Origin of the sequence: Tenacibaculum haliotis, from assembly GCF_025215075.1 — a bacterium.
Classification (GTDB): Bacteria; Bacteroidota; Bacteroidia; order Flavobacteriales; family Flavobacteriaceae; genus Polaribacter; species Polaribacter haliotis_B.
This window is the reverse complement of sequence record NZ_JAOBTH010000023.1, coordinates 13,386-35,346: the sequence shown is the minus strand read 5'-3', so window position 1 is coordinate 35,346 and position 21,961 is coordinate 13,386. Positions and strand designations below refer to the sequence as shown.

Here is a 21,961-nt window from a genome sequence, read left to right as displayed (position 1 = left end):
AACTATTTGGCTTATTTTTAGTATTTTTGTTTAAAACCGCTATGATTTGAAATATTTTTTTTCTCTTATTTTTCTATTCTTTTTTTACACCGGAAATGCTCAAAAGCAATATCCTAAAAACTACTTTTCATCACCTTTAAAAATACCGATTATATTATCGGGTACTTTTGGTGAATTACGAAGCAATCATTTTCATTCTGGAATTGATATAAAAACTCAAGGAAAACAAGGCATCCCTATTTACGCACCTGCAAACGGATATGTTTCTCGTATAAAAGTATCGCAATATGGATTCGGAAAAGCCATGTACATTAAACATCCTAACGGATATACAACTGTATATGCACACCTTAAAGAGTTTGAAGCAAGTATTCAGAAATATGTGAAAAAAATTCAATACCAAAAAAAGAACTATCATACAGGTAACGTATTTCCTAAGCAAGAAGAGTTTCCTGTAAAAAAAGGACAAATTATTGGTTACACTGGTGATACTGGTGGATCTGGCGGTCCACATTTACATTATGAAATTAGAAATACCAAAACCGAACATATTATAAATCCACTACTTTTTGGCATAAACCCTAAAGATGCAACCTCGCCTACACTTCAAAAACTAATTGCGTATCCTTTAAATGAACAGTCAAGAATAAATAATTCGAGTTTAAAATCAATTATTTCATTTAAAAAAACAGGTGTAAATAAGTTTGTAAGTGAACGCATTACCGCTAGTGGTGTTATTGGTTTTGGAGTTAGTGTTTTCGATCGACTAGATGAAGCTTTAAATAAAAACGGAATTTACAGTCTTGAAATGAAAGTAAATGGTAGCAGAGTATATTACCACGATGTTGAAACTTTTTCTTTTGCAGAAAGTAAGTACATTAATTTATTAATTGACTATAAACATTATAAAACGTATAAAAGCAGAATACAAAAAACACATAAAGTAGCTGCAAATCGATTAAATTTATACGAAGATTTAGTAAATAACGGTAAAATTAGTATTGAAAATGGTGCTAGTTATAATGTTGAAATTATTGCGAAAGATTTAAAAAACAATACGACGGCTATTAAAATACCTATTAAAGGTGTAGAAAGTAATTTAGTTTACAAAGAAAAAGACACTACAAATTATAAAATTATTGCCAAAAATTTTCAAAAATACACGCTTAACAATGTAACTGTTGCATTTCCTAAAAACACGTTTTATAAGGATTGCTTCATTGATTTTTCAATTAATGAAGGCATTGTTAAAATACACAAACCTACTGTACCGCTCGATAAAAGGTATACAATAACTTTTGGTACTTCTTTTTTAAATGACAAACAAAAACAGCAAGTATATATTGCAAATGTTACCAATCCTAAATATCCTAGATATACAAGTACAAAAAAGAAAATAGATAAAGTTTATACAACTACTAAATCCTTAGGAAAATACACCTTACTATACGACACTGTTAAGCCTAATATTAAATTATATAATTTTAAAAACGGACAATGGCTTTCGAAAAACAACACTTTAAAAGTAAAGATTAAAGATAACGAATCTGGCATAAAAAATTACAACGCTTCTATTGATGGAACTTGGATTTTAATGGAATACAACCACAAAAAAGGAATACTTACTTATAATTTTACTGATAAAAAATTAATCGGTAGTAAACATATTTTTAAACTTGTTGTTTCTGATAATGTTGGCAATACCAAAACAATAACTACTACGTTTTTTAAAAAGCAAACCACTTAAATTTTGAAAAAAATACTCCTGCTACTATTATTCCCTTCATTAATTTTCGCTCAAAAAAAAGCCATCGTAAAAGGGGTTATTACCAATAAATTTAATGCTCCTATTGAAGGGGTTGCTATTTCTTATTTATCCAAAGGAAGCACAACAGATGCTAATGGAAATTATAGTTTTACCATACCGATGCGTAAAACAGTTACCGTAACTTTTAGCCATGTTTCTTACAAAACCGTGACCAAAAAATTTACTTCACGAGGAAAAAAAGTATATAACTTCTCCCCTACTTTAAATTTTAAAACACAAGAATTAGCAGAAATTGAAATCAAAAATCAAAAAAAAGAAGCACGAGGAATTACAAAAATCAACACAAAAAAAGTTCAGAAAATATTAGGCGCCAACGCAGGTGTAGAAAATATTTTAATGACGCTGCCAGGTGTTAGTAACAATAACGAATTAAGTACACAGTATAATGTTCGTGGTGGTAATTTTGACGAAAACTTGGTGTATGTAAACGGCATAGAAGTATATCGTCCGTTTTTAATACGTTCGGGGCAACAAGAAGGCCTAAGTTTTATCAATCCGCAAATGGTGCAAAATATTAATTTTTCCGCAGGCGGATTTCAAGCCAAATATGGCGACAAACTTTCTTCTGTTTTAGATATCATGTATCGTAAACCAACTGAATTTGGTGTGCAACTAGACGCTAGTTTATTAGGCGGAAGTTTTACGATAGAAGACACTTTTTTAAATAACAAGTTAAGTGCCATTGTTGGTGTTCGTTATCGTGATAACAGTTTATTTGTAAACAGTAAGCAAGTAGCTGTAAATTTTAAACCAACTTTTACCGACGTACAATCTTTTTTAACCTACAAAGCAACCGATAAAGTTACTTTCAATTTTTTAAGCAACTTCTCTCTAAACAATTATAATTATCAACCCAAAACAAGAAAAACACGTTTTGGTACATTGGTAAATCCGTTAGAACTAATTGTTTATTATCAAGGACAAGAAAAAGATCAATTTAAAACACTTTTTGGTGCTTTTTCTACCGATTATCAAGTAAATGATAATTTAAAAATTACAGGAACCATTTCTTCTTTTAATACTCAAGAAGAAGAGTATTTTGATATTGCCGCTTCTTATAACTTAGGAGAAGTGGATAGTAATATTGGTTCTGAAAATTTTGGCGAAGTTGCTTTTTCACAAGGAATCGGGTCGCAAATTAACCATGCTCGGAACGATTTAGATGCCTTAATAAGCAACATTCAACTTAAAGCCACTTTAAAAGATGGTAAAAACGAATGGAAAACTGGCGTAAAATATCAAACAGAAAACATAAAAGATCGTATACGTGAATGGGAAGTGATAGATTCTTTAGGTTTCACTGTGCGTCCGCCAAACCATACTGGTAACAATCAACCTTATGAACCTTTTGCAGGACCAATTGAGGCGTTTAATAACGTTAGAGCGGATAATGATGTAGATATTAATCGTATTTCGGGTTTTTTACAATTCAGTAAAAAAAGTAATTGGAAAAATCATCAAATATGGATGAATGTTGGTGTACGTGCTCACAACTGGAGTGTAAAAACAGCTAATGAAAGCGCTGAAAATCAATTTATATTTAGCCCTAGAGCTCAGTTTGCTATCAAACCAGATTGGGACAAAGATATGTTGTTTAGAATTTCAGGTGGCTGGTATTCTCAGCCTCCGTTTTATAAAGAGTTAAGAGGTTATGACGGTACTATTAATCCGAAGGTAAAAGCCCAAAAATCAATTCATTTAGTTGCAGGTAATGAGTACAGTTTTACCATGTGGCAACGCCCTTTTAAACTAACAACCGAGTTGTATTATAAAGATTTATCTGATGTAAATTCGTATTCGGTAGATAATGTTCGTATTCGTTATAGAGCAGATAATGTAACTGATGCTTATGCCTACGGATTAGATATTCGTTTAAACGGAGAATTTGTGCCCGGTAATGATAGTTGGGTGAGTTTTGGGTATTTAAAAACCGAAGAAAACATCAATAATCAAGGGTATATTGCCAGGCCAACCGATCAGCGCTTAAAATTTGGCGTTTTATTTCAGGATTACGTGCCTAACATACCCGATTTAAAAGCCTATTTAAATATTGTTTATAATACAGGTCTTCCAGGAGGATCTCCTGCTTATTCAGATGTTTATCAGTATCAAAACAGATTAAATGATTATAAGCGTGCCGATGTAGGAATATCCTATGTGTTTACGGATGTCAATAAAAAACGTTCCACTGGTTTTTTACGTAATTTTAAAGAACTGACAGTTGGTTTAGAACTTTTTAATCTATTTGACATCAGAAATTCGATAACCAATACTTGGGTTCGTGATGCCTACAGCAAACAACAATACGGAATTCCGAATTACATGACAGGTAGAGTTTTAAATTTTAAAGTTGGGATGCAATTTTAAAATTAAAATCAGCAATCCACATAAATCAAACAATTGATTAAAAACAACTTAACACATATTAAACGCATAATATTATCAATCATTTTGTATATTTGGTAGTATATGAAAATTGAATCAGCACAAAAAAAAGTTATTTCTGTAAAAAAAACATTGCATAGAAAAAAAGTAGTTTTATTACTTACTTTTAAATATGATGATGTAATAATTAACCATATTAAGAGCTTAAAAAAATTTACTTGGAGTAAAACTTTAAAAGGATGGGTTAGCACTTTTACTGATAAAACATTTTCTGACGTACAACATCTACTAAGTGATACTACTGATTTTAAAGTAGATGAATCGGTTACTAAAAAATTATATCACAGAGGTGTAAAAACGGAACGTAAACTTACAAGCGAGAACAAAGAAATAATTCGGAATTATGTAAAGTATTTGCGAGGTAAGCGTTACAGTGAAAGCACGGTGCTTACGTATTTTACTTTTATTGCTGATTTTATTGATTTTAGTCAGCCTGCACCTATCGAATCACTCACCAATAAGAATGTTGAGTTATTTATTGAAGCTATTTTTATTGCCAGAAACTACAGTATAAGTTCGCAACGACAATTTATAAGTGCTTTAAAATTGTTTGTTGTTTATTATCCTGCTTGTAATATTGAATCTCTTACTTTACAAAGACCTAAAACCTCGAGGAAACTACCTTCCGTTTTATCACAACAAGAAGTTGTAACGTTATTACAAGTTACCAGAAACTTAAAACATCGCGCTATTTTAGCGATGTTATATTCTTCCGGATTGCGAATTGGAGAATTAACGAAACTCGAGTTAAGACATATTGATGTTGCCAGAAGACAATTATTTGTACAAAACGGAAAAGGAAGAAAAGACAGATATGTAATTTTAGCAGACAGTTTTTTACCTTTATTGCAGAATTATATTAGCACTTATGTACCGAAGCGTTTTTTTGTTGAAAGCCCAACCGGAACAAAATATTCTGAAAGTAGCATTCGTAAATTCTTGCACACTTCTACTCGACTTGCCAACATAAAAAAACATGTTACTCCGCATACACTAAGACACAGTTATGCTACGCATTTATTAGAAAACGGTATTGGTTTACGTCATATTCAGGAATTATTAGGTCATGCAAAACCAGAAACAACGATGATTTATACACATGTAGCTAAAAAAGATTTATTAGAAATAAAAAGTCCGCTAGATACCATATTATTGAGCCTACAAAAAAACACTTCAGAATCAGAACAATTTTTAAACTCTAGAAAGGTTTAAGAAAAATAGCGTCAATTATTTTTATATATTAGTGGCTCTTAAAAAAACATTTTATTGCTATGAAATATTTTTTCAAGAACCGATAAACAAGAACAAAAGTTCCTTTTATCTGGAATTATTTAATAAAAAAGAGGAAGTTATTTCTCTATATAACGAGTTGTGCATAATGCGGAAATCGTGCCTAAAATTCAACATTTGAACTAAAAAAGCCAGCCGTACAAACAGCACATTTGGTTTTTTTGCCAACACAGAAGCCAACGCTAAAAAAACCAAAAGAGCTGTTTTAGCCAACGCGCGACATTATCGATAAAAGAAAGAATGAAAACAGAATGAAAATTAAAATACGTCTATTAAAATTTTAATGTTAAAGGATTTTTAATGACTAAAATTAAGTTTATCATAAATCTTGAACTTCATAAAAGAAATAAGAAACATTATTTTGACTATATCAAAAAAATTATATAATATTGCACCCCAAATAAGCATTTTTTTGAATCTCAAAAATTACATACCAATACTATTGTTTTTGTTTCTAACAGGAGCAAGCAATATTTATGGCAATACGTTGCCAGTTTCTGGTGTCGATAATTTTTATGAGCAGATTCAAAATGATGAAAATGACGTTCAGGTATCTTCAGAAAACGTCTTTATTAAAACTTCAAAAGAAAAAGAGGATAACACTCTTTTTATAGAGTTGCTTAAATATGAAGAGGTCGAAACAAATGAAGAACCTTCTAAACATCAGTTAACTTCATTTTATGGATACATCGTTGCTATGTTTAGTTCAGAGCCATTAAGTGCGATGTCTAAAGAACTACAAAAAGATGTTATTCGCTATGTTTCGCATTTCGATTCCACTTCCACACGACTTCATGTCAAATTTCAGGTATTTATTATCTGATACTTCTTTCAGTGTAGACAACCTTAAAATTGGGTTTACACATTCTATTTTAAATTAATTTTTATTTTTTCAGTTCGTCTTAAATAGAGACTTACTCAACACATTTAATATACCCAATAATTCATACTTATGAAAAAATTAGTCATTCTTATGGGCTTGTTTATGCTCATAGTCCAAACAAGTTGCGAATCAAAAAAAGAAGAAAAAAAGGAACACACAGCATTTCTTGTTACCAATCCCATTAAAAAAGACACCACAATCACTAAAGATTATGTGAGTCAAATTCATGCTATTAGGCATATTGAAGTACGAGCTTTGGAAAAAGGCTATTTAAAGAGCATTTCAGTAGATGAAGGACAAAACGTTAAAAAGGGACAGGCTATGTTCCAAATTATGCCTAACATTTATCAAGCGGAATTGCAGAAAGCACAAGCAGAGTCTAATGTCGCAGAAATTGAATTGAAGAACACCAAATTATTGGCAGATGGCAACGTGGTTTCTCAAAATGAATTAGCAATGGCAAGTGCCAACTATGACAAATCGAAAGCCGAAGTCTCATTAGCACAAACCCATTTAGGCTTCACACAAATCAAAGCACCTTTTGATGGTATTATGGACCATCTTGAAGTGAGAGAAGGTAGTCTTTTGGATGAAGGCGAATTATTAACCAAACTTTCAGACAACAGTAAAATGTGGGTATATTTTAATGTTCCTGAAGCGCAGTATTTAGATTATATGATGAACGATCATAAAGATGATAAAGAAGAAGTGCGTTTGCTATTGGCAAATAACCGTGAGTTTAATCAAAAAGGTATCGTTGAGACAATTGAAGGCGAATTTAATAATGAAACTGGAAATATTGCCTTTCGTGCAACCTTTCCAAATCCTGATGGAGTTCTAAGACATGGCCAAACAGGAAGTATATTAATGACAGTACCCTTTAAGGATGTGATTTTGATTCCGCAGAAAGCAACATTTGAAGTTTTGGATAAAACCTACGTTTTTATAGTAGATAAGGAAAATAAAGTAAGACAACGTGAGATTACCATTGGCGCAGAGTTGCCAAATATCTATGTAATTAGCAAAGGACTTTCAGAAACCGATACCATTCTTTTAGAAGGCATTAGGATGGTTAAGAACAATGAAGAAATCCATACCAAGTTTGAAGAACCAAAAAAGGTTTTGGAATCGTTAGACTTGTACGCTGAGTAATCCAATCCTAATCCAAAGAAAACATGTTTAAACAATTTATAAAAAGACCCGTTTTGGCAATTGTCATTTCGGTTATGATTGTGTTTATAGGTGGTCTTGCCATTAAGCAATTGCCTATTTCACAGTTCCCGCAAATTGCACCAACTACGGTAAATATTTTTATTGCCTATCCAGGTTCGAGTGCAGAAGTATTGGTTAATTCTACATTAATTCCTTTAGAAACTGCTATTAATGGAGTGCAAGATATGCGCTACATCGCATCTGATGCTACAAGTGCTGGAGAAGCAACAATTCGTATTATTTTTGAACCTGGCACAGACCCAAATGAAGCTGTTGTTAGAGTAAAAACGCGTGTGGACCAAGTAATGCCTTTGTTGCCAGAATTGGTACAACGTGAAGGTGTTATTATCACACCTGTACAACCAAGTATGTTAATGTATGTAAATTTGTCTAGCACAGATAAAAATAACGACGAGAAATTTCTTTATAATTATGCCTACACTAAAGTTATTCCAGAAATTCAGCGTATCAATGGAATTGCGAGTGCACAAATTTTAGGAAGTAGAAAATATGCGATGCGTGTGTGGTTAAAACCAGACCGTATGCGTGCGTATAATATTTCCGCAGAAGAAGTATTAGAAGCTATGGAAGAGCAAAGTATTCTTGCACGACCAGGACGTTTGGGACAAAGTTCTGGTATGACCTCGCAATCTTTAGAATATGTATTAACCTACCAGGACCGATATAACGAGCCAGACCAATACAAGGAGATTATCATTCGCGCCAATGAAGAAGGCGAAATGATACAGCTCAAAGATATTGCCGATGTAAAATTAGGAAGTGAGTTTTTTGATATTTATTCTAATTTAGACGGAAACCCTTCAGCTTCCATCGTGCTAAAACAAACGCTAGGTAGTAATGGTAGCGATGTTATTGAGACAGTAAAAGCAAAAATAGCAGAGCTTAAAGTCGATTTACCACCAGATGTAAACTTTCAAATAAGTTATGATGTATCTAAATTTCTAGATGCATCTATTGAGCAGGTATTGCATACGCTATTTGAAGCTTTCATTCTGGTTGCGATAGTCGTATTTTTATTTTTAGGAGATTGGCGTTCTACTTTAATTCCAATTATAGCGGTACCTGTGTCGTTAATTGGTGCATTTTTCGTAATGCAATTTTTTGGTTTATCTATTAACTTAATTACCCTATTTGCATTGGTTCTCGCCATTGGTATTGTGGTCGATGACGCCATTGTTGTGGTAGAGGCCGTCCATTTAAAGATGGAAGAAAAAAATCTTACACCATATAAAGCGACATCAGAAGTATTAGGAGAAATAGGTGGAGCCATTATAGCAATCACTTTTGTAATGGTTTCTGTGTTTATACCCATTTCATTTATGACAGGTCCAGTAGGTGTTTTTTATCGCCAATTTTCAATAACAATGGCTGGTGCAATTGTGATTTCTGCTATTGTCGCATTGACATTAACACCAGTTTTATGTGCGATGTTATTGAAGAATACCCACGGAAAAAAGAAAAAGTCACTCATAGATAAATTTATTAATTGGTTTAATAAAGGTTTTGAAAGATTAACTGGAAAGTATGTAAAAATTCTGAATAAAATTGTGGCAAGACGTATTGTTACCTTTGGGATTTTGGCTGCTTTTTGCTTCGGAATTTATGTAACCAACGAAGCGCTTCCTGCTGGTTTTATTCCTAACGAAGACCAAGGAATGATTTACGCCATTATACAAACACCACCCGGATCAACTTTAGAGCGCACTAATGAAGTGGCAAAAAAACTTCAGAAAATATGTGAAGAAACCGAAGGTGTGGCATCAGTAACTTCATTAGCAGGTTACGAAATTATGACCGAAGGTCGTGGTTCTAACGCTGGTACCTGTTTGATTAATCTAAAACCTTGGGGAGACAGACACCATTCCGTTCACGAAATTATGGAAGAATTGGAAGAGGAAACTAAAGATTTAGGTGCAATCATCGAGTATTTTGAACCACCAGCAGTTCCAGGTTTTGGTTCTTCGGGAGGATTTGCGATGCGCTTATTGGATAAAACCAACTCTACCGATTATCATCAGTTTGAAGGCATCAATAATAAGTTTATGGAAGCCTTGTCTAAACGTGAAGAATTGACAGGGTTATTCACGTTCTTTTCTGCAAATTATCCGCAATATGAGTTGAAAATCAACAATAAAATTGCGATGCAAAAAGGCGTTTCCATCGATAAAGCAATGCAAAACCTAAACATTTTAATTGGTAGTACCTATGAACAAGGATTTATTCGTTTTGGTCGTTTCTTTAAGGTTTACACCCAAGCTGCGCCAGAATATCGTCGTTTACCTTCAGATCTAGAAAAATTATTTGTGAAGAATGAAAGTGGCGAAATGGTACCCTATTCTGCTTTTATGACGGTGGAAAAGAAATTAGGGCCTAACGAAATTACACGGTATAACCTTTACAACTCAGCATCCATTAGAGGTTTGCCAGCAAAAGGATTTACCAGTAGTGATGCCATAAATGCGATTAAGGAAGTTGCAGCAAAGGAATTACCAAATGGATATGATGTAGCTTGGGAAGGTTTGTCTTTTGATGAAGCCAGTAGAGGTAATGAATCCTTATATGTCTTTATCGTGGTACTCATATTTGTGTACTTCGTTCTTGCAGCACAATACGAAAGTTTCTTATTGCCCTTCGTAGTGATTTTATCACTACCAGTAGGGGTTTTTGGTTCGTTTTTCGTTTTAAAAATTATGGGATTATCTAATGATGTGTATGCACAAATAGGATTAATAATGCTTATTGGACTTTTAGGAAAAAATGCAGTTTTGATTGTAGAATTTGCAGTTCAAAAACAGCGAGAAGGTGCAACAGTTTTAGAAGCAGCCATTGAAGGTTCAAAAGCACGTTTTAGACCTATTTTAATGACGTCGTTTGCTTTTATTGCAGGATTAATTCCGTTGGTAGTTGCCTCTGGAGCAGGTGCAATTGGAAACAGAACCATTGGAGGTTCATCTTTAGGAGGCATGCTAATTGGAACGCTTTTCGGAGTGCTTATTATTCCTGGTTTATATTACATTTTCGCAAAAATGGCAGAAGGCAAAAGTCTTATTCAAGATGAATCTTTTGAGCCACTTTCCGAAAATTTTATTAGAAATAGCGAAGCAGAAAAACAATCCAAAGCCAATACCGAGAGTATTAGCAAATTGAAAAAACTGATTAATAAATTGAAAAAAAAGAATAAAAATGAATAGGATAATTAACATCATAACGATGAAAAAACAATTAGTTGTTGGCATTTTTGCATTCTTTTCATTGTATGCTTGTGTACCAACTAAAATAGTGCGAGAGGAAAATAAAGCAATACCAGAGCAGTTTGATAATCAAACAACAGACTCTACAACTATGGCAACTGTAAAATGGAAAGATTTCTTTTCAGACCCTAATTTGGTAACATTGATAGATTCGGCTTTGGCAAACAACCAAGAGCTTAATATTTTATTGCAGCGCGTAAATATGGCGCAGAATGAAATTCAAGCGAAAACAGGAGAATATTTACCTTCCGTTAATATCGTTGCAGGTGCAGAAGTTGAAAAAGTAGGCGAATTTACAAGAAATGGAGCTGTTGAACATAATCTGAATATACGTGAGGATGAAGAATTTCCAGAACCCTTAGCAAATTTTCAAGCAGGATTATCTGCTTCTTGGGAATTGGACGTTTGGAAAAAGCTACGCAACGGAAAAAAAGCTGCTGTTTTAGAATATTTAGCTTCTGTTGAAGGCAAGAATTTTATGGTCACGCAACTGGTTTCAGAAATTGCAAGTGCCTATTACGAATTAATGGCACTCGATAATCAATTGGAAATCATTGAGCAAAATTTAGAGTTGCAACAAAATGCACTTAAAATGGTAAAACTGCAAAAGGAAGCTGCGCGTGCTACACAATTAGCTGTGAGACGTTTTGATGCAGATGTGTATAAAAATCAAAGCAATAAGTTTCTGATAGAACAAAAAATTGTAGAAACTGAGAACCTTATTAATTTTCTCGTTGGAAGGTATCCGCAATCTATTGTACGTAATTCTAATGCTTTTATGGAAACACCTATAAACTCTCTTAATATTGGTGTGCCTTCACAACTATTGGCAAATCGAACAGATATTAGGCAAGCCGAATTAGAACTCGCAGCTTCAAAGCTGAACGTTAAAATTGCAAGATCTAATTTTTATCCGTCTTTTGGTATTAGAGCAGGTATAGGTCTAGAGGCCTTTAATCCTAAATTTTTAACCAGCACACCAGAATCTTTAGTGTATTCATTGGTTGGCGATGTGGTGTCGCCATTAATTAACAGAAATGCTATTAAAGCAGCATATAATACCGCAAATAATCAGCAATTGCAAGCTGTTTTTGAGTACGAGCGTGCCATATTAAATGCGTATATGGAAGTCGCCAACCAATTATCAAATACAGATAAATTGAATAAAAGTTTTCAACTTAAAGAAGAACAAGTCAAGGCATTAACAGAATCTATTGACTTGTCTTTATTACTTTTTAAATCTGCAAGGGCTGAATACACCGAAGTATTACTAACACAAAGAGAAACTTTGGATTCTAAAATTGAAATTATAGAAACCAAACGCGACCAGTTACTTGCTAATGTAAAATTGTACCAAGCGCTTGGTGGTGGCTGGAATTAGAGACTTTTAAGTTAACTTCAAAAGGCGCAACTTATAAAAAATGCGCCTTTTTTATTGAAAGTCTGTTAATTGAATATATCTTTAGAATTTGGTATTACATTTATACTATGAGTAAAAAATTACTAGAAAAAATTTAAAGAAGATGTGAAAAATATGATTTTCGGACTGGTTAAAGAAATATTGAATAAAGGAATTGGTGGAAATGCCAACCGTTAAAGCCATACACATTTGCAATTAGCTACAGCCAACGCTACGCCAAAAATTGCAAAAGAGTATGTCTTGCCAGCGCTCACATTTGAACTAAATAACAAACATCGGAAAACCAAGCTAAACGTGAAAAGCACTATGCACAACAATGTATATAAAACATAGCTATTATAGGCTTTCCGAGAGATTTTTGCTTCTTTATTGAGTCCGCCAAATTTTTATTTTTGTATATTTAGAGAATAAAAGATAAATAGAAAAAATAAAAATTCGGCTCGTGTATAATCCGAAACAATATTATCTTTTTACACGCTACATTTCATATACGGAGACGTTGTATGCAATTTAAACAAAAACTATGAATACCTTTCTAAACCAAGAAGAAGCGACCTTTTATCATATTACAACAATAGAAAATTGGGAGGGAATTAAAATAAATGGATTCCATTCTAAAGAAGGGAAAATTTTCGTTTCAAGAGTTGGTGAATTACCAATTTTATTAGCAATTGCTTTAGAACAACTACCTGAAATTTATGATACTGAAACTATTGTATTTCTAAAATTCCCTCAAAAGTTAAATAATTTTACTTCCAAAGAAATAATACAAGATAAACAAGCAGGAGTAGAATGGACTCAACCATTCCAAAACATTATTTTAAGAAAAAACATACCTATTGAAAATATTGAAATAATGAATATGATAGATATTGGAAATAATGATGAAATAAGAACATCACGAATGACTTGGTTAACACAAATAGCTAATTCAGGACAAAATAATTATAAGAATCATTGCATATTACAAAGAGCAAAAGAAATAAAATATTAATAAGTAATGACAGAGGAAACAAAAAAATATATAGAAACTTGGACAACCAAAATTTCATCATACAAAAATGATGACTTAGGCACTTTATTCGACAAATACACAGCTCTGTATACATTATACAATAGGCTTTACAATGAATCTATCAAACAAATGAAAGCAAGTAATAATTTGACTAAATCTAGATACTCTGATTTCGAAAAAGCCACTAAATTAGTAGTTGATTTTAATTCTGCTACTGATATAGTTTCCAAATTAAAAGAGAATAATAATTTTGAGGATATTAATATAATTGCAGATTTAATTAGAAACGATATTTTTCACATAAATCTTGCTGACGGAGTTTCAAAAAAAGATATTGACATTGAATTGATGAATAATTTAGAAAATGAGAATCCAACAATTAAAGCTCAAGCTTCTGTTAGTACGATTTATAATGTTAGATGTAATATGCAACACGGAGAAAAACACTTTGAAGAGTCACAAAGAATGCTTCTTGAACCATTAATAAGAATATTAGAAACAATTGTGGAATTACAAAAAGAGAAATTAAAATAAAAACTGCATACAACACCGTATATAATTTATTGCTGGCTTCTCGCCTACTTACGAAAGTCCTCGCGGACTTTCTTGGTTGGTAATTATTTACTAAATTAGGTGCTTAAACCACGCAACAAACCATATACAAACACGTTGGCAGCAAGTAGAGGAAGATCCTCTGATTAAAATTTAATTATGAAAATTATATTCTATCTTTTATTAACTTATTCAATAAATAGCTATTCTCAAAAGACAAATATTGTGAATATCTCATACAATTTGAATAATGAGATTATAAATGAGAAGAACAGGAAAATAATTGAAAAAAACGGAAATACAACTTTCTATATTAATGGAAATTATTTTGAGTATAATAAAAAATCAGAATTAATGAACGTGAAAAAAAATGAAATTGAAAAATTCACCTTTAACACTCTTTCTGAAATAATTATTTATAGAAACAAATTAATAGACGAAAACATTAAAAACTCTGAAAAGAATGGAAAACTTAAAATTTTGGAGAATTCAGAGGTTTTTAAGGAGATTTATATATATGAAAAGAGAAACAATTCAATATTAAAATATCCTGTAACTTGGCTAGAAGTTATAGAATGTCAGTGAAATAAAAAAGGAAAAACCAGCAGCCAACACCGTATATAATTCATTACTAGTCCTAGCCTACTTACGAAAATCCTCGCGGATTTTCTATTTAGTTTGTATTTGCTAAATTAGGTGCTTAAAACACGCAACAAACTATATACAAAACCGTTGCCAGCAATACGGAAAAAATTGCATACATCATATTTCGTACGTATATTTGTACTTTAAAAAATACAATATTATGCAAATAGCAACTGTTTCTGACTTTAGAAAGGATATTAAAAGTTACTTGGACAGAGTAGCTAAGAACTTTGAGACTTTAATTATAAACCGAGGAAAAGATTCTGGAATTGTAGTTATGTCATTACAAGAATACAATTCTTTAATGGCTACAAATCACGAACTTTCTTCTCGAAAAAATGAAACACGATTAGATTCTGCGATTGACAAACTAAAAAGCGGAATGACTTTAAACAAAGATCTAATCGAAAATTAAGATGAAGTATATATTCGTTGACGAATCTTGGGAGGATTATTTATATTGGCAAAAAACCGATAAGAAAAAGCTGAAGAAGATAAATGAACTTCTAAAAGACATCGCTCGAAATCCTTTTAATGGAATAGGAAAACCTGAACCTCTAAAACATAAATACGCTGGATTTTGGTCAAGACGAATTGATAGTGAGCATAGACTGATTTACCAATATAAAGAAGGAGAAATATTAATTGCGAAATGCAGATTTCATTACGACTGAAAAAAGTACTGCTGGCAACAACGTGTATAATTAATGGCTGGTTCAAGCCTACTTACGAAAATCCTCGCGGATTTTCTATTCAGATTCTATTTACTAAATTAGATGCTTAAAACACGCCACTAATCATACACAAAACCGTTGGCAATAATTAAAAACCGAAATCAAGGTTATGAGAAAAATATATTTACTGATTTTAATCTTCACTTTTTCTTTTACAAAAACATTTGCTTGTAGCTGTATTGAAACAAATGAATCTTTAGCGAAAAAAGTTGAAAAAGCATTTATTCAAGCTGATTTGATTATTAGCGGAACAGTCATTGGTACAAAAAAATTCAACAACGGAAAATATATGTTTTCTGGAAATCCGATAATTTATGAGTTTGAAATTATTAAAACTATAAAAGGAAAAGTAAAAAAAGAGATTATTGAAATCGCTTCGGCTGAAAGTGATGCAAGTTGCGGATACAGTTTTGAAATGGGAAAATCTTATTTAGTCTATGCGAGAAAATCTAATGAATTTTCTTCTAAAACAAAAAATGAATTTGATTACACGACAAGTCTTTGTGATAGAAATCAAAAAATAAGAAAAGTCAATAAAAAAGAATTTGAAAAGCTTGAAAAACTGAAATATAAAGAAGAAAAATAACTATTGCCAACACCGTGTATAATTAATGGCTAGTTCTCGCCTACTTACGAAAATCCTCTCGGATTTTCTATTCGGTTTTTATTTACTAAATTTAGTGCTTTAAAACGCCATAAATCATACACAAACACGTTACCACACATTTGAGAGCAACATTATGGGAGGATTTACAAATCTGATTTATTTCAAAGAATATCTATCAATAGAATTGACAAATCGGATTAAAAAAACTATTGAATCCTGTGGAGAATTTAAATTAAGTTTAGAAAGCGATTTAGATTATGATTTAATCGTGGAGTATCACGGAGAAAATTATCCATTCCGAATTTATTACTCGGATGCTGAAGATGATGAAGATTTTGACACGGAATCAAAAACTGAATTTATAAATAAAATTGGATATGTTCCAAAGTGCTATATCGGATTTATGGCTTGGACTAACCAAAAATATGGACATAAATTCATTGCGGAATTAATGTCGGAAATTTTAGAAATTGAAAGTGGTTTAGTTGACTTTTCATCAGCAATTGACCCAGATTTTACGGGAAATAGAGAAAAGATAAAAGAATTCGTTTCTAAAATTGGCGGAAAAATAATAGAACTGGAATATGAAACTGAAAATGACCGAATTTGGTTCACGCATTTAGCCGACAAAGAGTTTTTAAGAAATTGGATTGAACACAAAAAATTCTACATTCCGAAATAAAAACGTGTGGTAACACCGTATATAATTTATTGCTAGTTCTAGCCTACTTACGAAAATCCTCGCGGATTTTCTATTCGGTTTTTATTTGCTAACTTTAGTGCTTAAACCACGCAACAAACCATATACATCAACGTTGCCAAAAACTCGGAAAAATAAAATACTGAAAACCATTTTTACTGAATAAAAACGTAGAATTAAAGTTTTACTAAAATTGAATAATTTAGAAAATATTTCAACAATTAGAATTTTATAAAAACTGAAAATAAATATTACGGAATTTAAAAACGCAGAATTAAAATTTTTCTCAAATTCAATAATTTAGAAAATATTGAAAAATTTAGAATTTTATAAAAATGGAAATAAATATCGCGGAATTGAAAACGTAGAATTGAAATTTTGCTAAAATTCAATAATTTAGAAAATATTTAAAATTTAGAGGCTTATAAAAACTGAAATAAATATCGCGGAATTAAAACGTGGAATTGAAATTTCACTTAAATTGAATAATTTAAAAACATTAAAAATTTAGAGTTTTATAAAAACTGAAAATAAATATTATGGAATTAAAAAATGCTGAATTAAATTTTACTTAAATTCAATAATTTAGAAAATATTTAAAGTCTAGAATTTAAACAAAAAGTCGCATTTGGCAACAACATATATAGTTCATTGCTCATTTATTTTCCTGCGGAAAATACTCGCAAATGTAGATGTTTTAGTTTTTTAAACTATATTAGTTGCTCAAAACACGCAACAAACCATATATAAAACCGTTGTAAAACATTTAAAACGAACATACTGAAATAATAAAAATATGGGAATAAAATTTGGAGAAATTGATGCTAACCAAATTCTTGATAATGAATTTAGGTTAGGAGTTTTAGAGAGATTATTAGAAGGAATGCTAAATGCAAATCCAAATCTAAAGAAACCAACAGCAGATGATTTACAAAATATCCGAAAGCAAGTAGTTGAAGAATTAAAAAAGAAATATCCAAACTCTGGAATTGAATTTAAAAACGGATAAATATGACTGATTTTAAACTCGGAGAAACTGGAGGTCTTGTCGAAAGTAAAATCGTTCCTAAAAAAGTAACATTTTATTTAGTTACCAACGACAATCTGAATTCAATTAAAAGTAAAAGTATTTTATCAGATGTGTTTACCTTGTTAGCATCTCTAATGTGGGGAGCTTATTTATCTGTCACTATTTCACAAAAAATAACTTTAGAACCTATGGAAAAAGAAAAAGTTATTTTGGAAACACTTCAAGATGTATTTCTTTATTGCGGAATTTTATTTACGATATTGACAATTGTTTTTATCATTTGGAATTTTACGATTTTGCAAAATATTAAACGAAATGAATTGAAACTTGACGGAAATAAAGAAACCGAAAAATAAAAACGTTTTACAACACCGTATATAATTCATTGCTAGTTCTAGCCTACTTACGAAAATCCTTGCGGATTTTCTATTCGGTTTTTATTTGCTAACTTTAGTGCTTAAACTACGCAACAAACTATATACAAACACGTTGTACACAAGCTAAAACCAGCCGCATATTTTAGCACTTTCGGTTTTTGCCAATGCTTTATTCCAACGCTCGAAAAACCAAAAGAGCTAAAATTTCCCAACGCTCAAACCACTCTTATCTGAATAATATTACCTATATTTGACAAAATTGTCAAGGCAAAATATTCAAGAAGATGAAAGAAACATTTGGAGAGTACATTCACAAATTGCGAATCGAAAATAATTTGACTTTAACAAAGCTAGCTGCTGCATTGGACATAGACCAATCAACACTTTCAAAAATTGAAAATCATAAACGAAGTGTTTCGGAAGATATAATTCCAAAACTTGCTGACATTTTTAGTTTAGACTTACAACAGCTAGAGAAAGAATTTTTAAGTGAAAAAATTGCAGAATTAATTTACCAAAAAGACGATACTGCTGACCTTTTAAGTCTTGCAAAGGAGAAAGCAGATCATTATAAAATTACAAAAGCAACACAAGGTTTATTACAATTTAACAAATGATAGGAACATCTTTATTTTCTAGTGCTGGAATTTCAGAAACTTATTTCAATGAGATAGGTGTTAATATTACGGTTGCAAATGAACTTTTAGAAGAACGAGCAAACTTATATCGTTCAGTCAATAAAGACTGTAATATGATATCTGGAGATATTCAAAATGAAACAATATTTAAACAGATTCTTGAATCATCATCTGATAATCTAGATTTTTTAATAGCATCACCACCTTGTCAAGGAATGAGTGTAGCTGGAAAAAATAGAAGTAAAAACCAAATGTTAAATGACGAAAGAAATTTTCTGGTTTTTAGAATAATAGAATTTATTGAGAAAAAGAATCCGACTTATGTATTAATTGAAAACGTACCAACTTTTTTCAAAATAGAGTTACCATTTCAAGGTCAGTTAATGAAAATAATTGACATCTTATCAATTCTTTTTAAAGACAAATACCAAATAGAAGCAGAAGAATATGATGCACAATTATTTGGAGTTCCTCAAAGAAGAGTTCGTGCAATAATTAAAATGTATAAAAAGGGATTAAAATGGAATTCCCCAACAACTCAAAATATTATTACTGTAGAAGAAGCTATTGGACATCTTCCAAGTATTGAAGCAAATGAAAAGTCTAATATAAAATGGCATTTTGCGAGAAAACATAATGAAAGACATATTACTTGGATGCAGAATACACCAACTGGAAAAACAGCATTTGAGAACAAAATACATTTTCCTGTCAAAGAAAACGGAGATAGAATAAAAAGTTACAACACAACTTATCGTAGAATTAAATGGGACGAACCTGCACCAACAATCACAATGAGAAATGATGCAATCAGCTCACAATTAAATGTTCATCCAGGAAGAAAATTATCAAATGGATTGTATTCTGATGCAAGGGTTTTGACACCATTAGAACTAATACTTTTATCTTCTTTACCTGCTGACTGGAATATTCCGAATGACACCAATGAGCTTTTAATAAGAAAATGTATTGGTGAGTGTATTCCCCCTTTGTTAATAAAAAAAATTGTTGAACAGATTCATAATTAATAATGACATTAAGAATAGATAGCAAAAAGTGGATTTTATATCGCCACATAAGTGATTTTGGACTTTTATGTTCAGTTGCCGAGTTTTTAAAATCGTTTTCTAAAACTGCAATATCGAAAGAAGAAAAAGCACGTCTAAATTTAAAATTACGTGAAGTAGGTTTATATAGTGAGAGAAATCCTGATATGCCTCTTGATGCAATAAATCATAAAATCAATCAACTGTCATATTATATGTTTGGATATCAAGCGAAAATTGATGACGATGATAGGTTTTTATATAGTCCACTTGGAAACCTTTTCTTAAAACATATTGAGGATAAGGAAAAGTCTTCGAAAATATTCCTGACAATGTTATGGGCTGTTCAATACCAACATCCTCATAGTGGTACTAATAAAGATTTTCAATTATATCCTTTTCGCTTAATTTTTAAGTTACTGTCCGATTCCAGATTGGAAAACAAACTTTTTGCTTTTGAAGTTGCATATATTGTGGTGTTTATCCAAGAAGTAACTTCCGATATTTATGAAGAGTTAGTAAAAGAGATATTAGATTTAAGAAAATTATCCAACGAAGAATTAGCTGAAAAATTTCAGGAAGATAGACACGCTTATGTGAATTCAGCGTATGAGTGGGATTATTATGTGTCAACATTATTTTCAGGGGCAGGTGTTTTAGATAAAACACAAGGAGAATTAATTTGTAAACTTCAACACGGTACGACACAAACTTTTAGAAAAGTAACTAGAAATGTTGTAGAAATTCCAGCTCAATTAAAAGACCTAGTTAATAGTCTTGAAACAAATTACTCTTTTTTAGAAAAACCCCTTTTACTAAATGACCCTGAAAGATTAAAAATAGATGTTATAAAAGAGATTTATAGTTTCTATCCAAGAATTTTACTTGATTCAATCGGAGAAGTTGAAAATGAATTAAAACTTAAATTACTAAATCTACCTAAATTAATTGAGCAATATTCAAATAACAATGATGGTAAAGAAGCTTATTTATTTGAAGATGCACTTACAGATGGCTTCAATATGTTCTACAATGTAGAAGCTGAAAAAATTGGTGGTGCAGGTAATACAGATATTGAATGTCTGTATCTTACAAAAAAGAAAAAGTTTGCAGTAGATGCAAAATCTACTAAAAATAAACTCTCTGGTATAAACTCAGGTAGATTAGCTGGTCATAGAGATAAAATTGGTGGCGAATATACAATTGTAGTTGCACCAAGATATGTTCCTGCTGTTTTACAAGATATTCAAGCTTCACCAATAGTTATAATTCGAGCAAGCACATTTTCAGAATATTTATACAATAATATAGACAACGACATAAGAGAAATAGATTTTGAGGACTTTGACTCAATAATCACAAATAATTTAGGAACCGACATCAGTAAAAGTATTTCAAATATGACTATTGAAAGGTTCGCAACAAAAAGATAAGATAATTATGATATCAATTACGAGAGAGAACAATATGGATTTAATGTCAAGATATCCAGATAATTATTTTGATTTAGCTATTGTTGACCCACCCTATGGAATATTAAATAAAACCAAAAGAGGTGGTGATAAAAAGTTTAATATGAAAGAATATGCACAATGGGATGTAAAACCAAATGATGAATATTTTAATGAACTTTTCCGTGTTTCAAAAAACCAAATTATTTGGGGTGGTAACTATTTTGGACAATTATGGTTAAGAAGTGAATACAATAAAGGATATATAATTTGGGATAAAAAACAGCCTGAATCCCTTAATAATTTCGCTATGGCAGAAATGGCTTGGTCTTCACTAGATAGACCTGCCAAAATTTTTCATTATAGCGTTAGAAAAAACAGAAATAAAACCCATCCAACACAAAAACCACTTGACCTTTATAATTGGCTACTTAAAATGTATGCTAAACAAGGAGACAAAATACTCGATACACATTTAGGAAGTGGAACAATTGCTATCGCTTGCTACAATGCAGGAATTAGTTTAACTGGTTGCGAAATAAGTGAGAACTATTTTGAGAGATCTTTAGAAAAAATTAAGGAACATTTACCTGATGTAAAAGTAGATACATCAATTCCAAGTGCTTATTCAATTCAGTTCCCGAATCAAGAAAAAGAATCTCACGAACTGAATGAAATATTGATTGAACAAAACAAACAGTTGAGAATATTTAAAGAAGCACAAGCGGAATATCTAACTGAAAAAGCCAACGCTTAAAGCCATACACATTTGCAATTCGCTACAGCCACTGCACAAGCCAAAAATTGCAAAAGAGT

At 31.4% G+C, this 21,961-nt stretch carries 20 protein-coding genes; all 20 read left to right on the top strand.

All coding sequences use genetic code 11. From position 1 onward, the window contains the following. The first annotated feature begins 46 nt into the window (after positions 1 to 46). The 20 genes from N2251_RS03780 (at position 47) to N2251_RS03685 (ending at position 21,902) form a co-directional block, all read left to right on the top strand. Entirely contained in the window at positions 47 to 1,747 is a 1,701-nt protein-coding gene (locus tag N2251_RS03780; RefSeq protein ID WP_260585378.1) for a M23 family metallopeptidase, read from the top strand. A gap of 3 nt (positions 1,748 to 1,750) precedes the next feature. Next, positions 1,751 to 4,195 carry a TonB-dependent receptor gene (locus tag N2251_RS03775; protein WP_260585377.1) on the top strand — a complete coding sequence of 815 codons (2,445 nt, stop codon included), beginning with the start codon at positions 1,751 to 1,753 and terminating at the stop codon, positions 4,193 to 4,195. A gap of 102 nt (positions 4,196 to 4,297) precedes the next feature. After that, positions 4,298 to 5,485 (top strand): tyrosine-type recombinase/integrase, encoded by a 1,188-nt coding sequence (locus tag N2251_RS03770; RefSeq protein WP_260585376.1) that lies wholly within the window; start codon positions 4,298 to 4,300, stop codon positions 5,483 to 5,485. A 439-nt stretch (positions 5,486 to 5,924) separates the two neighbouring features. Continuing rightward, positions 5,925 to 6,386 (top strand): hypothetical protein, encoded by a 462-nt coding sequence (locus N2251_RS03765; protein ID WP_260585375.1) that lies wholly within the window; start codon positions 5,925 to 5,927, stop codon positions 6,384 to 6,386. A 129-nt stretch (positions 6,387 to 6,515) separates the two neighbouring features. Then, a complete protein-coding gene (locus tag N2251_RS03760) occupies positions 6,516 to 7,598 on the top strand; it encodes an efflux RND transporter periplasmic adaptor subunit (RefSeq protein WP_260585374.1) in 1,083 nt (360 codons plus the stop codon). Positions 7,599 to 7,621: 23 nt separating this feature from the next. Next, positions 7,622 to 10,870, top strand: coding sequence for an efflux RND transporter permease subunit (locus N2251_RS03755; RefSeq protein ID WP_260585373.1), 3,249 nt, complete (start codon positions 7,622 to 7,624; stop codon positions 10,868 to 10,870). A 19-nt stretch (positions 10,871 to 10,889) separates the two neighbouring features. Beyond that, complete coding sequence (locus tag N2251_RS03750) at positions 10,890 to 12,311, top strand: TolC family protein (RefSeq protein ID WP_260585372.1); 1,422 nt, start codon at positions 10,890 to 10,892, stop codon at positions 12,309 to 12,311. A 562-nt stretch (positions 12,312 to 12,873) separates the two neighbouring features. Further along, positions 12,874 to 13,344: a hypothetical protein gene (locus N2251_RS03745; RefSeq protein ID WP_260585371.1), complete on the top strand. Its 471-nt coding sequence runs from the start codon at positions 12,874 to 12,876 to the stop codon at positions 13,342 to 13,344. A gap of 6 nt (positions 13,345 to 13,350) precedes the next feature. After that, positions 13,351 to 13,899, top strand: a complete 549-nt coding sequence (locus N2251_RS03740; protein ID WP_260585370.1) for a hypothetical protein — start codon at positions 13,351 to 13,353, stop codon at positions 13,897 to 13,899. Positions 13,900 to 14,076: 177 nt separating this feature from the next. After that, a complete protein-coding gene (locus N2251_RS03735; RefSeq protein WP_260585369.1) occupies positions 14,077 to 14,502 on the top strand; it encodes a hypothetical protein in 426 nt (141 codons plus the stop codon). Between the two features lie 220 nt (positions 14,503 to 14,722). Further along, complete coding sequence (locus tag N2251_RS03730) at positions 14,723 to 14,977, top strand: type II toxin-antitoxin system Phd/YefM family antitoxin (protein WP_068706531.1); 255 nt, start codon at positions 14,723 to 14,725, stop codon at positions 14,975 to 14,977. Position 14,978: 1 nt separating this feature from the next. Next, positions 14,979 to 15,236, top strand: a complete 258-nt coding sequence (locus N2251_RS03725) for a Txe/YoeB family addiction module toxin (protein WP_068706532.1) — start codon at positions 14,979 to 14,981, stop codon at positions 15,234 to 15,236. Between the two features lie 169 nt (positions 15,237 to 15,405). Then, positions 15,406 to 15,882: a hypothetical protein gene (locus tag N2251_RS03720; protein WP_068706524.1), complete on the top strand. Its 477-nt coding sequence runs from the start codon at positions 15,406 to 15,408 to the stop codon at positions 15,880 to 15,882. Between the two features lie 205 nt (positions 15,883 to 16,087). Beyond that, a complete protein-coding gene (locus N2251_RS03715) occupies positions 16,088 to 16,585 on the top strand; it encodes a DUF6368 family protein (RefSeq protein ID WP_512701088.1) in 498 nt (165 codons plus the stop codon). Between the two features lie 814 nt (positions 16,586 to 17,399). After that, entirely contained in the window at positions 17,400 to 17,612 is a 213-nt protein-coding gene (locus N2251_RS03710) for a hypothetical protein (protein WP_260585367.1), read from the top strand. Between the two features lie 2 nt (positions 17,613 to 17,614). After that, the gene (locus N2251_RS03705) at positions 17,615 to 17,989 is read left to right on the top strand and encodes a hypothetical protein (protein ID WP_260585366.1); all 375 of its coding nucleotides are present in this window, start codon (positions 17,615 to 17,617) and stop codon (positions 17,987 to 17,989) included. Positions 17,990 to 18,294: 305 nt separating this feature from the next. Next, on the top strand, positions 18,295 to 18,627 hold the full coding sequence (locus tag N2251_RS03700; protein ID WP_260585365.1) for a helix-turn-helix domain-containing protein: 333 nt from the start codon (positions 18,295 to 18,297) through the stop codon (positions 18,625 to 18,627). Then, complete coding sequence (gene dcm, locus N2251_RS03695; protein ID WP_260585364.1) at positions 18,624 to 19,676, top strand: DNA (cytosine-5-)-methyltransferase; 1,053 nt, start codon at positions 18,624 to 18,626, stop codon at positions 19,674 to 19,676. Before N2251_RS03700 ends, dcm begins: the two co-directional genes overlap by 4 nt. Before the next feature lie 2 nt (positions 19,677 to 19,678). After that, positions 19,679 to 21,127 (top strand): restriction endonuclease, encoded by a 1,449-nt coding sequence (locus N2251_RS03690; protein WP_260585363.1) that lies wholly within the window; start codon positions 19,679 to 19,681, stop codon positions 21,125 to 21,127. 7 nt (positions 21,128 to 21,134) lie between these two features. Continuing rightward, on the top strand, positions 21,135 to 21,902 hold the full coding sequence (locus tag N2251_RS03685; RefSeq protein WP_260585362.1) for a DNA methyltransferase: 768 nt from the start codon (positions 21,135 to 21,137) through the stop codon (positions 21,900 to 21,902). Positions 21,903 to 21,961: the final 59 nt, after the last annotated feature.

What these genes read in the sequence shown, in the direction of transcription:
- N2251_RS03730 (WP_068706531.1), top strand. Translation starts at nt 14,723, where the DNA reads ATGCAAATAGCAACTGTTTCTGACTTTAGAAAGGATATTAAAAGTTAC.
- N2251_RS03700 (WP_260585365.1), top strand. Translation starts at nt 18,295, where the DNA reads ATGAAAGAAACATTTGGAGAGTACATTCACAAATTGCGAATCGAAAAT.
- N2251_RS03685 (WP_260585362.1), top strand. Translation starts at nt 21,135, where the DNA reads ATGATATCAATTACGAGAGAGAACAATATGGATTTAATGTCAAGATAT.
- dcm (WP_260585364.1), top strand. Translation starts at nt 18,624, where the DNA reads ATGATAGGAACATCTTTATTTTCTAGTGCTGGAATTTCAGAAACTTAT.
- N2251_RS03690 (WP_260585363.1), top strand. Translation starts at nt 19,679, where the DNA reads ATGACATTAAGAATAGATAGCAAAAAGTGGATTTTATATCGCCACATA.
- N2251_RS03740 (WP_260585370.1), top strand. Translation starts at nt 13,351, where the DNA reads ATGACAGAGGAAACAAAAAAATATATAGAAACTTGGACAACCAAAATT.
- N2251_RS03720 (WP_068706524.1), top strand. Translation starts at nt 15,406, where the DNA reads ATGAGAAAAATATATTTACTGATTTTAATCTTCACTTTTTCTTTTACA.
- N2251_RS03770 (WP_260585376.1), top strand. Translation starts at nt 4,298, where the DNA reads ATGAAAATTGAATCAGCACAAAAAAAAGTTATTTCTGTAAAAAAAACA.
- N2251_RS03705 (WP_260585366.1), top strand. Translation starts at nt 17,615, where the DNA reads ATGACTGATTTTAAACTCGGAGAAACTGGAGGTCTTGTCGAAAGTAAA.
- N2251_RS03750 (WP_260585372.1), top strand. Translation starts at nt 10,890, where the DNA reads ATGAAAAAACAATTAGTTGTTGGCATTTTTGCATTCTTTTCATTGTAT.
- N2251_RS03760 (WP_260585374.1), top strand. Translation starts at nt 6,516, where the DNA reads ATGAAAAAATTAGTCATTCTTATGGGCTTGTTTATGCTCATAGTCCAA.
- N2251_RS03710 (WP_260585367.1), top strand. Translation starts at nt 17,400, where the DNA reads ATGGGAATAAAATTTGGAGAAATTGATGCTAACCAAATTCTTGATAAT.
- N2251_RS03735 (WP_260585369.1), top strand. Translation starts at nt 14,077, where the DNA reads ATGAAAATTATATTCTATCTTTTATTAACTTATTCAATAAATAGCTAT.
- N2251_RS03755 (WP_260585373.1), top strand. Translation starts at nt 7,622, where the DNA reads ATGTTTAAACAATTTATAAAAAGACCCGTTTTGGCAATTGTCATTTCG.
- N2251_RS03725 (WP_068706532.1), top strand. Translation starts at nt 14,979, where the DNA reads ATGAAGTATATATTCGTTGACGAATCTTGGGAGGATTATTTATATTGG.
- N2251_RS03745 (WP_260585371.1), top strand. Translation starts at nt 12,874, where the DNA reads ATGAATACCTTTCTAAACCAAGAAGAAGCGACCTTTTATCATATTACA.